Source organism: Solwaraspora sp. WMMD937 (genome assembly GCF_029581175.1).
Lineage (GTDB): Bacteria > Actinomycetota > Actinomycetes > Mycobacteriales > Micromonosporaceae > Micromonospora_E.
This window is the reverse complement of the sequence record NZ_CP120738.1, coordinates 6,318,767-6,331,864: the sequence shown is the minus strand read 5'-3', so window position 1 is coordinate 6,331,864 and position 13,098 is coordinate 6,318,767. Positions and strand designations below refer to the sequence as shown.

Here is a 13,098-nt window from a genome sequence, read left to right as displayed (position 1 = left end):
TGGTTCGTATGGCTCAGCGGGAGGCGACGCCGGCGCGGCGCTTGCTCCACACATCGAAGGCGACCGCGGCCAGCAGCACCGCACCCTTGACCAGCATGACGTTCTCACTGGGGGCGCCGATCAGCGACATCCCGTTGTTGATCACGCCCATGATCAGACCGCCGGTGACCGCGCCGACCACCTTGCCGACCCCGCCCTGCACGGCCGCCCCGCCGATGAAGGCGGCGGCGATCGCGTCCAGCTCGAAGGTGTTGCCGGCGGTCGGTCCGGCCAGGTTGAGCCGGCCGGCGAAGATGATCCCGGCCAGCGCGGAGAGCACCCCCATGTTCACGAAGATCCAGAACACGACCGACTTGACCTTGACCCCGGACAGCACTGCGGCCTGCAGATTGCCACCGACCGCGTAGATCTGCCGACCGAACACCGACCGCTTGGTCAGCAGCGAGTAGCCGAGCACCAGCGCCGCCAGCAGCACCAGCACCCACGGCAGATTCTTGAACCGGGCCAGCTGCACGATCACGAACAGCACCGCCGCCGAGGCGCCGACGATCTTGAACAGGAAGACCGGCATCGGGTCCACCGCCTGGTCGTAGCCGAGCCGGGCCACCCGGGCCCGCCACTGGCTGACCGCGATACCGCCGACCGCGACCAGACCGACCAGCAGGCTGACCAGATCGGCGCCGCCGAGCGGGCCCAACCCGATGTTGCCCAGATAGCCCTCGGTGAAGCCGTTGGCGAGGGTACGCACCGGATCCGGGAACGGCCCGATGCCCTGGTTGCCGAGCACACTCAGGGTGAGTGCCCGGAACAGCAGCATCCCGGCCAGGGTGACAATGAACGCCGGGATGCCGAAGTACGCGATCCAGAAGCCCTGCCAGGCGCCGATCGCGGCACCGGCGATCAGGGTGATCAGCAGGGCCACCGGCCAGGGCAGGTCGTGCTCGACCATCAGTACGGCGGCGATCGCCCCGGTCGCGCCGACCACCGAGCCGACCGACAGGTCGATATGCCCGGCGATGATGACCAGGATCATGCCGATCGCCAGGATCAGCACGTACGAGTTCTGCACGATGATGTTGGACAGGTTCTGCGGCTGCAGCAGTGCCCCGTCGGTCAGCACCGCGAACAGCACGACGATCAGCCCGAACGCGATGTAGATGCCGCTCTCGCGGACGTTGATCCGGGCGACGCTCACCGGTCGGCCCCCGATCCCTGCTCCTGTCCCTGCACCATGTGCTGCATGAGTCGCTCCTGGGTGGCGTCGGCCCGCCGCACCTCGCCGGTGATCCGGCCGGCCGACAACGTGTAGATCCGGTCGCACAGCCCGATCAGCTCGGGCAGCTCAGAGGAGATGACCAGGACCGCCGTACCGTTGTCGGCGATCTGGTTGATGATCGAGTAGATCTCGTACTTGGCGCCGACGTCGATGCCCCGGGTCGGCTCGTCCAGGATCAGCACGTCCGGCTCAGTGAAGATCCACTTAGACAGCACGACCTTCTGCTGATTACCGCCGCTGAGCTTGCCGACGATGCTCGCCACGCTCGGCGCCTTGATGTTCATGCTGCGGCGGAACTCCTGCGCCGTCCGGTGCTCGGCGCCCTCGTTGACCCAGCCGCGGCGGGCCAGCCGGGTCAGCCCGGCCGCCGACACGTTGCGCTGGATGTCCTCGATCAGGTTCAGCCCGTACCGCTTGCGGTCCTCCGTGGCGTACGCGATGCCGTGGTCGATCGCCTCGCGGACCGAGCGCAGCTGGATCTGCCGGCCGTCCTTGTAGACCCGGCCGCTGATGTCCCGGCCGTACGCCCGGCCGAAGACGCTCATCGCGAGCTCGGTGCGGCCGGCTCCCATCAGCCCGGCCAGCCCGACGACCTCCCCACGGTGCAGGGTGAGGTTGGCGTCGGCGACGACCACCCGGTCGCCGTCCGGGGACCGCACCGTCCACTCCTCGATCCGCAGCGCCTCGGTGCCGATCCTCGGGGTGCGCGGCGGAAACCGGTGCTCCATCGACCGGCCCACCATGCCGGAGATCAGCCGGTCCTCGGTCACCTCGTCGGTCGCCAGGTCGAGCGTCTCGATCAGTTCGCCGTCGCGCAGGATGCTGATCGTGTCGGCGATGGCGAGGATCTCGTTCAGCTTGTGCGAGATGATCACACAGGTGATGCCGGTGTCCCGCAGCTCGCGGAGCAGGTCGAGCAGGTGCGCGGAGTCCTCGTCGTTGAGCGCGGCGGTGGGCTCGTCCAGGATCAGCAGCTTCACCTGCTTGGACAGCGCCTTGGCGATCTCGACCAGCTGCTGCTTGCCCACCCCGATCTCGGTGACCAGGGTGGTCGGATTCTCCGTCAACCCGACCCGGCGCAGCAGCTCGGCCGCCTGGTGGTTGGTGTGGTTCCAGTCGATCAGCCCACGGCGGGTCTGTTCGTTGCCGAGGAAGATGTTCTCGGCGATCGTCAGCTGCGGGCAGAGCGCCAGCTCCTGGTGGATGATCACGATGCCCCGGTGCTCGCTGTCCCGGATCCCGGCGAACCGGGCCGGCTGGCCGTCGAAGGTGGTCTCTCCGGCGTACGACCCGTGCGGGTAGACGCCGGAGAGCACCTTCATCAGGGTCGACTTGCCGGCCCCGTTCTCGCCGCAGATGGCGTGGATCTCGCCCCGGCGTACGGTCAGGTTGACGTCGTGCAGGGCACGCACGCCGGGGAACGTCTTGGTGATGCCCCGCATCTGCAGGATGGCGTCGGTCGGCATGATCGTGGACTCAGCCCAGCTGCTCGGCCGAGTAGTAGCCGCTGTCGATCAGCACTTCGTAGTTGCTCTTGTCGATGATTACCGGCTCGAGCAGGTAGGACGGGACGACCTTCTCCCCGTTGTCGTAGTCGGTGGTGTTGTTGACCTCCGGCTCGTCGCCGCTGAGGACGGCGTGCGCCATCTCGACGGTCTTCTTCGCCAGCTCGCGGGTGTCCTTGAAGATCGTCGAGTACTGCTCGTCGGCCAGGATCGACTTGACCGAGACCTCCTCGGCGTCCTGCCCGGTCACCACCGGGTAGGGCTGGCCGGCGGTGCCGTATCCGCTGCTCTTGAGCGCGGACAGGATGCCGATGGAGAGCCCGTCGTACGGCGAGAGCACCCCGTCGACGGTGACACCGCCCTGGTAGGTGCGGGTGAGCAGGTCCTCCATCCGCCGTTGTGCGGTCTCCGGGTCCCAACGCAGGATCGCGACGGTGTCGAAGTCGGTCTGGCTGCTGCGGACCACCAGCCTGCCCGAGTCGATGTGCGGCTGCAGCACCGACATCGCGCCGTCGAAGAAGAAGGTGGCGTTGTTGTCGTCCGGCGATCCGGCGAACAGCTCGATGTTGAACGGTCCGTCGGCCTCGCCGGCGGAGCCGTCCGCGTTGAGCATGCCGAGTCCGACCAGCAAGGACGTGGCCTGCTGTACGCCAACCTTGAAGTTGTCGAAGGTGGCGTAGTAGTCCACGTTCGGGCTGTTGCGGATGAGTCGGTCGTAGGCGATGACCGGGATGCCCTGGTCGGCGGCCTGCTGCAGCTGAGTGGTCAGCGCGGTGCCGTCGATCGAGGCGACGATCAGCAGCCGGGCGCCCCGGGTGATCTGGTTCTCGATCTGGTTGACCTGGGTCGGGATGTCGTTCTCCGCGTACTGCAGGTCGACCTCGTAACCCAGCTCCTCCAGCGCGGCCTGGACGTTGTCGCCGTCGCTGATCCAGCGTTCGGAGGACCTGGTGGGCATGGTGACACCGACCAGGGCACCCGTGTTGTCGCCGTCGCCGGTCTCCTGGTTGATGGTCTTCTCGCTGGAACCGCAGGCGGCCAGGCTGGTCGCCAGGGCAGCGGCCGCGCCGATCGTGGCCAGCCGTCGGATCATGGTGCTGGTGCGCAGTTGCACGGACGTCTCCCTCTTCTGGGATGGGCTGCGGGCGGTGGCGCCGCAGGCGGGAGGTTGTGGTGCCGTGGGCGATGAGGTGCCGGGCCGCTGGGCGGTGACCCGGTACGGCGGACGGCCACTGGCCGCGCGGCCCGTCACGCTGTCGGGTTGCTGCAACTATCGGTGGCTAAGTGAGTCGCAGTGTTATCGCTCACAAGATCGCTGTCAAGGGGCCCTACGCGATCCTTGGGAAACCGATGCGAAACATCCGACCGCCCGCGCCGGCGTCGCCCCGACGCCTCCGGTGCGGGACGTTTCCACAGCTCCAGGGCTGGATGTGGAGCGCCGCCGGCTCGGCTGGCGGGCCGGTTCAGCTGGGCGCGGCGACGCTGCGCCGGTGCACCAGGGTCGGCTCGATGGTGTGCCGCTCGTCGCTGCGCGCGCCCGACTCGATCTGTCGCAGCAGCAGCGCCAGACTGGCCTTGGCCACCGCGTCGAAGTCCGGCCGGACGGTGGTCAGCGGTGGGGTGAAGTAGGCGGCCTCCGGCACGTCGTCGAAGCCGACGATGCTGACCTCGTCCGGCACCCGCCGGCCCCGCTCGCTCAGGGCCCGCAGGATGCCCAGCGCGAGGTGGTCGTTGGCGGCGAAGATGGCGGTGACGTCGCGCATCCGGGCCAGCATCTGCCCGGCCCGGTAGCCGGACGCCGCGCTCCAGTCGGCCGGCACCAGTGGTGGGACCTCGGCGCCGGCGTCCCGCAGGGTCTGCTCCCAGCCGTGGATTCGCCCGGCGCTGTCGAACCAGTCGCCGGGCCCGGAGACGTGCCAGACGGTCGGGTGACCCGCGTCCAGCAGGCACCGGGTGGCGGCCCGGGCCCCGGCCGCCTGGTCGACGGTGACCAGCGCGGTGTTGCGCTGCGGGTCACCGTCGATGGTGACCAGTGGCACCCCGGCCGGCACCTGTTCCACGGCCTCGCCTGCGGAGACCACCGGTGCGATCACCACCAGGCCGGCGACCCGCTGGTCGAGGTGGCGGTCGACGACACCGGCGATGGACTGCCGGTCCAGGCTGCGGACGCTGCCCACGTTGACCGCGAACCCGGCGGCCCCGGCGGCCTGCTCGAACGCGGCGAGCAGGGACGCCGGGCCGTAGAGCGTCGAGTTCTGTGCCACCACTCCGATCACCTGTGACTTGCCGGTGACCAGGGCGCGGGCCGCTCGGTTCGGCCGGTAGCCCAGCTCGGCGATGGCGGCCCGGACCCGCAGCCGGGTCTGTTCGCGCACGTTGGGGTGACCGTTGAGCACCCGGGACACCGTCTGGTGGCTCACCCCGGCCAGCCTGGCCACATCCGTCATCGCTGGTTCCCGGACGCTTCTGCTGCTCACCGCTGCCCACCTCAAGTCCGGCCGGGACGTGCCGGCACTGCCGATGATCTGGAAACCCGGCGTGGTGCCAGGGCTGCGGAACTGGACCGGCCGGGTGGGCCGGGCTGTCTTCCGGTGCCCGTGCCAGCTCCGTCAACAGCGAGGTTAGCGGTCACCCGCCGGGAGCCGCCATGGGCTGGCGGCGAGCCGAGGGGAGAACCTGGCTCCACCGATCCGGCAGCGGTTGCCCACTGCGGGCACCGGACCGGATATCCTTGTCTGCGACCGTTGTCGATGTTATCGCTCATCTGAACGTCCAGCTCCACTCGGCGCTGCCGGGGAAAGTTGTCGCAACAGAGCGGTAACGGCCGCGATCCACCCCCTTGACGTGCTTGATGAGAACGGTAACACTCCTGAAACGCGGCGGTTGAGCCCCAGCCGCCGATGGCATCCCGACCAGTCTGGCCACCTGGGAAGGGTGTCGGTAGGTCGGAAGCTCGGCGCACACCGGGTGTTTGACCAGGCCACAAAGTTAACGCTAACAATCGGTCCACCGCATCCGTGGGCCGTTTCGACCGCCGGTCGTCCGGCCAACCGGCGGACGACATCAGCCTCAGCGGGAGGTAGGCAGTGTTCAGACGTTTTTCCGCCGTCATGATCGCGGCGATGATGGTGGCGACCACCGCCGCCTGTGGTGACTCGGGCGCGGAGGGGGGTGGCGGGGGCGACGACCAGATCGTCCTCGGCTTCTCCCAGGTCGGTGCCGAGAGTGGCTGGCGTACCGCGAACACCAAGTCGATCCAGGAGTCCGCGGCCGAGGCCGGGATCGACCTGAAGTTCGCCGACGCCCAGCAGAAGCAGGAGAACCAGATCAAGGCGATCCGCAACTTCATCGCCCAGCGGGTCGACGTGATCGCCTTCTCCCCGGTCGTGGAGTCCGGCTGGGACACGGTGCTCAAGGAGGCCAAGGACGCCGAGATCCCGGTGATCCTGACCGACCGGGCGGTGGACTCGCAGGACGAGACGCTCTACGAGACCTTCATCGGCTCCGACTTCGTCCTCGAGGGTCGGCTCTCCGGGGAGTGGCTGGTCGAGGAGTTCGCCGACGAGTCGGGACCGGTGCGGATCGTCGAGCTGCAGGGCACCACCGGCTCGGCCCCGGCCAACGACCGCAAGCAGGGCTTCGGCGAGGCGATCGCGGCCGACCCGAAGTTCGAGATCATCGCGTCGCAGACCGGTGAGTTCACCCGGGCCAAGGGCAAGGAGGTCATGGAGGCCTTCCTCCAGGCCCACGACGACATCGACGTGCTCTTCGCACACAACGACGACATGGGTCTCGGCGCGATCGAGGCGATCGAGGCCGCCGGTCTGGTGCCCGGCCAGGACATCACGATCATCACGATCGACGCGGTCCGCGACGGCATGCAGGCGCTCGCCGACGGCAAGATCAACTTCATCGCGGAGTGCAGCCCGCTGCTCGGGCCACAGCTGATGGAGCTGGTCGAGCAGGTGCACGCCGGTGAGTCGGTGCCCAAGCGGGTGGTCACCGAGGAGACCACCTTCACCCAGGAGCAGGCCAAGGAAGCGCTGCCCACCCGGGAGTACTGAGCCGATCCGTCGTCCTGCCCGGCCACCACGCCGGGCAGGACGACGGGGCAGGCGCCGGCCGCCGGCCCGGTCGGCCCCCGCAGGCGCCGACCGGGCCGGCGGTGGCCGGCCGCAGCGACAGCAGTGAGAGGTACGGATGACCGACGCGGCGCCGATCCTGGAGATGACCGGGATCGGCAAGACCTTCCCCGGCGTCGTCGCGCTCGACGACGTCGATTTCCGGATGTTCCCCGGCGAGGTGCACGCCCTGATGGGCGAGAACGGCGCCGGCAAGTCCACCCTGATCAAGGTTCTCACCGGGGTCTACGGGATCGACCGCGGCGAGATCCGGCTCGCCGGCCGGCAGGTGCGGTTCGCCGGTCCGCTGCAGGCCCAGCAGGCCGGCGTCAGCACCGTCTACCAGGAGGTGAACCTCTGCCCCAACCTGTCGGTGGCGGAGAACATCTTCATCGGGCGGGAGCCCCGTCGGTTCGGCGCGATCAGGTGGGTCACGATGCGGCGCCGCTCGGCCGAGCTGCTGCACCGGCTGCACCTCGACATCGACGTGACGGCGTCGCTGTCCAGCCACTCGCTCGCCGTACAGCAGATGGTCGCCATCGCCCGCGCGGTGGACATCTCGGCCAAGGTGCTCATCCTCGACGAGCCGACCTCCAGCCTGGACGCCTCCGAGGTGGAACAGCTGTTCGCGGTGATCCGCCAGCTCAAAGAGTCCGGCGTGGCGATCCTGTTCGTCTCGCACTTCCTTGACCAGGTCTACGAGATCGCCGACCGGATGACCGTGCTGCGCAACGGCCGGTTGATCGGTGAGTGGCCGGTCGCGCAGCTGAGCCAGCTGGAGCTGGTGGCCAAGATGATCGGCAAGGACCTCAGCGTGCTGGAGCAGCTCGACGGTGAGTCCAAGCCGGACCTGGCCACCCTGGAGGGCGGCCAGCCGGTGCTGGAGGCCACCGGACTCGGCCGGTCCGGGGCGATCGCCCCGTTCGACCTGACCATCCACGCCGGCGAGGTGGTCGGCTTCGCCGGGCTGCTCGGATCGGGGCGTACCGAGGCGGCCCGACTGCTGTTCGGCGCCGACCGCGCGGAGCGGGGCCGGGTGAGCATCGCCGGCAAGCCGACCGCGCTGCGCGGCCCGCGCGCCGGGATGGCCAACGGCATCGCCTTCTGCTCCGAGAACCGGCGGGCCGAGGGCGTCGTCGAGGACCTGACCGTACGGGAGAATCTGGTCCTCGCCATGCAGGCCGCCCGGGGGTGGGCCCGACCGATCCCGCGTCGCCGCCAGGACGAGCTGGTCGCCAAGTACATCGCCGCGCTGCAGATCCGCCCGGCCGACCCGGAGCTGCCGATCCGCAACCTGTCCGGCGGCAACCAGCAGAAGGTGCTGCTGGCCCGCTGGCTGATCACCGAGCCTAAGCTGCTCATCGTCGACGAACCGACCCGGGGGATCGACGTCGGTGCCAAGGCGGAGATCCAGCGCCTGGTGGTCGAGCTGGCCGGCGGCGGCATGGCGGTGCTGTTCATCAGCGCCGAGCTGGAGGAGGTCCTCCGGCTCAGCCACAAGATCGCGGTACTGCGGGACCGGCAGATGATCGACCAGCTCGCCAACGGCGCGGGCGTCGACGTGGACCGGATCATGCGGACCATCGCCGGGGAGGCGGCAGCATGAGCGACACGCATCGACGACTGACCGGCCTGGTCCGGCAGCGGCTGTTCTGGCCGGTGCTGATCCTGGTGCTGCTGCTGGTCAGCAACCTGTTCTTCACCCCGAGCTTCTTCTCCATCACGGTTCGCGACGGGCACCTGTACGGGTCGTTGATCGACATCCTGCGGGCCAGCACCCCGCTGGTCCTGGTCGCCGTCGGGATGACCGTGGTCATCGCCACCGGCGGCATCGACCTGTCCGTCGGCTCGGTGATGGCCATCTCCGGCGCGCTCGCCTGCCTGCACATCAGCGGTCTGGCCGACCAGAACAGCGTCGGCGGCGTACTGTTCGCCGTCGTCCTCGCGCTCGGGCTGTCGGTGCTGCTCGGCCTCTGGAACGGCACCCTGGTCGCCGCGATCGGCATCCAGCCGATCATCGCCACGTTGATCCTGATGGTTGCCGGCCGAGGGCTGGCCCAGCTGATCACCGACGGGCAGATCATCAACGTCAACTCGGCGCCGTACAAGGTGATCGGCGCCGGCTACGCGCTCACCCTGCCGGTGTCGGTGCTCATCGTCGTCGCAGTGGTCACCGCCGCGGCGCTGCTGATCCGGCGCAGCGCGCTCGGCATGCTGGTCGAGTCGGTCGGCGGCAACCCGACCGCCAGCCGACTGGCCGGCATCCGCGCCCGGCAACTCGTCATCCTGGCGTACGTCTTCGCCGGACTCTGCGCCGGCATCGCCGGTCTGATCTTCAGCTCCAACGTCTCCAGCGCCGACGGCAACAACGCCGGCAACCTGATCGAGCTCGACGCGATCCTCGCAGTCGTCATCGGCGGTACCGCGCTCACCGGCGGCCGGTTCTCCCTCGCCGGCAGCGTCCTCGGCGCGGTGATCATCAAGGCGCTGGACATCACCATCTACACCATCGGCATCCCCAGCGAGGCGACGCTGCTGTTCAAGGCGGTCGTGGTCATCGTGCTGTGCCTGGCCCAGTCGTCGGCGTTCCGCGCCCGGCTGGCCGGGATCACCCGCCGGGGCGGCCCGGACCGCCCACCCGGCTCCCCGCCCGGTTCGCCGTCCGGGAAGCGACCGGACGGCACCGGTGGCGGGCTGCCCCGGCAGGCCGGCCCGACGGCGCAGGCAGAGGCGGAGGTACGGGCATGATCGACGTCAGCGACCCCCGGCAGGCGACGGCCACCGCGCCGACGCCGACCGTCCGCCCCCGGCGGTACCTGCCGCAGCAACGGCACCTGCCGGTGCTCGCCACGCTCACCCTGCTCGCCACCATGTACGGCCTCGGCGCGCTCAACTACACCGGGTTCGCCCAGCCGCAGATCCTGCTGAACGTCTTCGTCGACAACGCCTTCCTGCTGGTCGTCGCGGTCGGGATGACCTTCGTGATCCTCACCGGCGGCATCGACCTGTCGGTCGGCGCGGTGGTCGCCCTGACCACCGTCTGCGCCGCCGTGCTGCTGCGCGAGGGCTGGCCGGCCGGTGTGGTACTGCCGCTGGTCCTGCTCATCGGCACCACGCTCGGGCTGCTGATGGGCCTGATCATCCACTTCTTCGACATCCAGCCGTTCATCGTGACCCTCGCCGGGATGTTCTTCGCCCGTGGGCTCTGCCACCTGATCACCAGCGACTCGATCCCGATCACCGACGCGTTCTGGACCGCGGCGGCGCAACACCGGATCCGCTTCGGCGACGGCTACTTCATCTCGATCAGCGTGGTCATCGCGCTCGTCGTCGTGCTGATCGCCGCCTTCGTGCTCGCGTACACGCCGTTCGGCCGCAACGTGTACGCGATCGGCGGCAACCCGCAGTCCGCGTTGCTGATGGGGCTGCCGGCCGGGCGGACCCGGATCGCCGTCTACACCGTCAGCGGGTTCTGCGCGGCCCTCGGCGGCGTGCTGCTCAGCTTCTACATGCTCTCCGGCTACAGCCTGCACGCCCAGGGAATGGAACTCGACGCGATCGCCGCGGTGGTGATCGGCGGCACGCTGCTGACCGGCGGATCGGGGTACCTGCTCGGCACCGTCCTCGGCGTCGGGGTGCTCGGTCTCATCCAGACGATCATCGCCTTCCAGGCGAATCTGAGTTCCTGGTGGACGAAGATCGTCATCGGGGTGCTGCTGTTCGCCTTCATCATTCTGCAACGCCTGGTCACCCGGCGGCGCAGATGACTCACCATAGTGGCCAGGCCAGAATCCACCACAGGGAGAACGGGTGAACACCGACCAGTACACCATCGGCATCGACTTCGGCACCCTGTCCGGGCGGGCCGTCGTGGTCCGGGTCGCCGACGGCGCCGAAGCCGGCTCGGCGGTGCACGAGTACCGCAACGCCGTCATCGACCGGGCCCTGCCCACCAGCGGCAAACCGCTGCCGCCGGACTGGGCGTTGCAGGACCCGGAGGACTACCGGGACGTGCTGCGGTACGCCGTACCGGCGGCGCTCGTCGAAGCGGGGGTGGATCCGACGCAGGTGATCGGCATCGCCACCGACTTCACCGCGTGCACCGTGCTGCCGACCCTGGCCGACGGCACCCCGCTGTGCCAGCTGCCCGAGCTGGCCGACCGGCCGCACGCCTGGCCGAAGCTGTGGAAGCACCACTCGGCGCAGCCGCAGGCCGACCGGATCAACGCCCTCGCCCACCAGCGCGGCGAGCCGTGGATCGGCCGGTACGGCGGCAAGATCTCCGCCGAGTGGCAGTTCGCCAAGGCGCTGCAGGTGCTGGAGGAGGACCCGGAGGTCTACACCCGTACCGAGCGGTGGATCGAAGCCGCCGACTGGATCATCTGGCAGCTGTGCGGCGCCGAGACCCGTAACGCCTGCACCGCCGGCTACAAGGGCATCCACCAGGACGGCCGGTATCCGGACCCGGCGTACCTGGCCGCGCTGCACCCCGACTTCGCCGACTTCGCGGTCACCCGGCTGGCGCATCCGATCCTGCCGCTGGGCGCCCGGGCGGGCGGGCTGACCGCCGAGGCCGCCGGCTGGACCGGGCTGCCGGTCGGCATCGCGGTCGCCGTCGGCAACGTCGACGCGCACGTCACCCCACCGGCCGCGCGGGCGGTCGCACCGGGCCAGCTGCTCGCCGTGATGGGCACCTCCACCTGCCACGTGATGAACGGCACCGACCTGGTCGAGGTCCCCGGCATCTGCGGCGTCGTCGACGGTGGCATCACCGCCGGGGCGTACGGCTACGAGGCCGGCCAGTCCGGCGTCGGCGACATCTTCGCCTGGTTCGTCGACAACGGCGTACCGCCGGCGGTGCACGACGAGGCGGCGCGTCTCGGACTCAGCGTGCACGACCTGCTCACCCGGCAGGCCGCCGAGCAGCCGGTCGGCGGGCACGGGCTGGTCGCCCTGGACTGGCACAGCGGCAACCGGTCGGTCCTGGTCGACCATCACCTGTCCGGGCTGATCGTCGGGCTGACCCTGGCCACCCGGCCGGACGAGATCTACCGGGCGCTGATCGAGGCGACCGCGTTCGGCACCCGCACCATTGTGGAGACGTTCGAACGGGCCGGGCTGCCGGTGACCGAGTTCGTCGTCGCCGGCGGGCTGAAACGAAACAAGCTGATCATGCAGATCTACGCCGACGTGCTGCGCCGGCCGGTCAGCGTGGCCAGCTCCGACCAGGCACCGGCGCTCGGTTCGGCGATCCACGCGGCGGTCGCCGCCGGGGCCTACCCGGACGTGGTCACTGCAGCAGGGGTGATGGGCGCGGTGGAGACCGCCGTCTACCGCCCCGACCCCGACGCCGCCGCCGGCTACGACCGGCTGTACGCCGAGTACCAGCTGCTGCACGACCACTTCGGCGCCGGTGCCGACAAGGCGATGCACCGGCTGCGGGACATCCGCAACGCCGCGCTCGCCCGCTCCGACCGGGAGGCTTCCGCGTAATGACGACGACAACCGCCATCCACTCCGCCGAACTCGCCGCCGAGATCACCCGACTGCGTGCCGAGGTGTGCCGGCTGCACGAGCACCTGACCCGCTGGGGGCTGGTCACCTGGACCAGCGGCAATGTCTCGGCCCGGGTACCCGGCGCCGACCTGCTGGTGATCAAGCCGTCCGGGGTCAGCTACGACGAGCTGACCCCGGCGCACATGGTCGTCACCGACTTGGACGGCACGCTGGTCGAGGGCGACTACGCGCCGTCGAGCGACACCGAGGCACACGCGTACGTCTACCGGCACATGCCGTCCGTCGGCGGGGTGGTGCACACGCACAGCCCGTACGCCACCGCTTGGTCGGCGCGCGGCGAACCGATCCCGTGCGCGGTGACCGCGATGGCCGACGAGTTCGGCGGCGAGATCCCGGTCGGGCCGTTCGCGTTGATCGGCTCCGACGCGATCGGCCGTGGCATCGTCGCGACGCTCACCGGACACCGCTCACCGGCGGTGCTGATGCGCCAGCACGGCCCGTTCACCATCGGCGCGACCGCGAAGGCGGCGGTGAAGGCGGCGGTGATGTGCGAGGACGTGGCCCGCACCATCCACCTGGCCCGCCAGCTCGGTCCGGTCGAGCCGCTGCCGCAGGCGGCGGTCGACGCGCTGTACGAGCGCTACCAGAACGTGTACGGCCAGCGGTGAACCGCAGCCGG

10 protein-coding genes are annotated in these 13,098 nt (G+C 69.8%); 6 read left to right on the top strand and 4 right to left on the bottom strand.

From position 1 onward, the window contains the following. Positions 1 to 13 precede the first annotated feature (13 nt). The 4 genes from mmsB to O7621_RS27945 all read right to left on the bottom strand — a co-directional run bounded on the left by mmsB (position 14) and on the right by O7621_RS27945 (position 5,228). Positions 14 to 1,195 carry a multiple monosaccharide ABC transporter permease gene (mmsB, locus tag O7621_RS27960; protein ID WP_282231965.1) on the bottom strand — a complete coding sequence of 394 codons (1,182 nt, stop codon included), beginning with the start codon at positions 1,193 to 1,195 and terminating at the stop codon, positions 14 to 16. Next, a complete protein-coding gene (mmsA, locus tag O7621_RS27955; protein ID WP_282231964.1) occupies positions 1,192 to 2,742 on the bottom strand; it encodes a multiple monosaccharide ABC transporter ATP-binding protein in 1,551 nt (516 codons plus the stop codon). The genes mmsB and mmsA overlap by 4 nt, the downstream gene beginning before the upstream one ends. Before the next feature lie 10 nt (positions 2,743 to 2,752). After that, positions 2,753 to 3,895: a multiple monosaccharide ABC transporter substrate-binding protein gene (gene chvE / locus O7621_RS27950; RefSeq protein ID WP_348775267.1), complete on the bottom strand. Its 1,143-nt coding sequence runs from the start codon at positions 3,893 to 3,895 to the stop codon at positions 2,753 to 2,755. A gap of 349 nt (positions 3,896 to 4,244) precedes the next feature. Next, the gene (locus O7621_RS27945; protein WP_123604956.1) at positions 4,245 to 5,228 is read right to left on the bottom strand and encodes a LacI family DNA-binding transcriptional regulator; all 984 of its coding nucleotides are present in this window, start codon (positions 5,226 to 5,228) and stop codon (positions 4,245 to 4,247) included. Between the two features lie 663 nt (positions 5,229 to 5,891). Between O7621_RS27945 and O7621_RS27940 the strand changes: the two genes are divergently transcribed. The 6 genes from O7621_RS27940 (at position 5,892) to O7621_RS27915 (ending at position 13,087) form a co-directional block, all read left to right on the top strand. Next, entirely contained in the window at positions 5,892 to 6,845 is a 954-nt protein-coding gene (locus O7621_RS27940) for an ABC transporter substrate-binding protein (protein ID WP_282234768.1), read from the top strand. Between the two features lie 136 nt (positions 6,846 to 6,981). Continuing rightward, positions 6,982 to 8,508 carry a sugar ABC transporter ATP-binding protein gene (locus O7621_RS27935; protein ID WP_282231963.1) on the top strand — a complete coding sequence of 509 codons (1,527 nt, stop codon included), beginning with the start codon at positions 6,982 to 6,984 and terminating at the stop codon, positions 8,506 to 8,508. Then, positions 8,505 to 9,650 (top strand): ABC transporter permease, encoded by a 1,146-nt coding sequence (locus O7621_RS27930; RefSeq protein ID WP_282231962.1) that lies wholly within the window; start codon positions 8,505 to 8,507, stop codon positions 9,648 to 9,650. Before O7621_RS27935 ends, O7621_RS27930 begins: the two co-directional genes overlap by 4 nt. Next, a complete protein-coding gene (yjfF, locus tag O7621_RS27925; protein WP_282231961.1) occupies positions 9,647 to 10,669 on the top strand; it encodes a galactofuranose ABC transporter, permease protein YjfF in 1,023 nt (340 codons plus the stop codon). The genes O7621_RS27930 and yjfF overlap by 4 nt, the downstream gene beginning before the upstream one ends. Before the next feature lie 43 nt (positions 10,670 to 10,712). After that, positions 10,713 to 12,395, top strand: coding sequence for a ribulokinase (gene araB / locus O7621_RS27920; protein ID WP_282231960.1), 1,683 nt, complete (start codon positions 10,713 to 10,715; stop codon positions 12,393 to 12,395). Next, positions 12,395 to 13,087 carry an L-ribulose-5-phosphate 4-epimerase gene (locus O7621_RS27915; protein ID WP_282231959.1) on the top strand — a complete coding sequence of 231 codons (693 nt, stop codon included), beginning with the start codon at positions 12,395 to 12,397 and terminating at the stop codon, positions 13,085 to 13,087. The genes araB and O7621_RS27915 overlap by 1 nt, the downstream gene beginning before the upstream one ends. Positions 13,088 to 13,098: the final 11 nt, after the last annotated feature.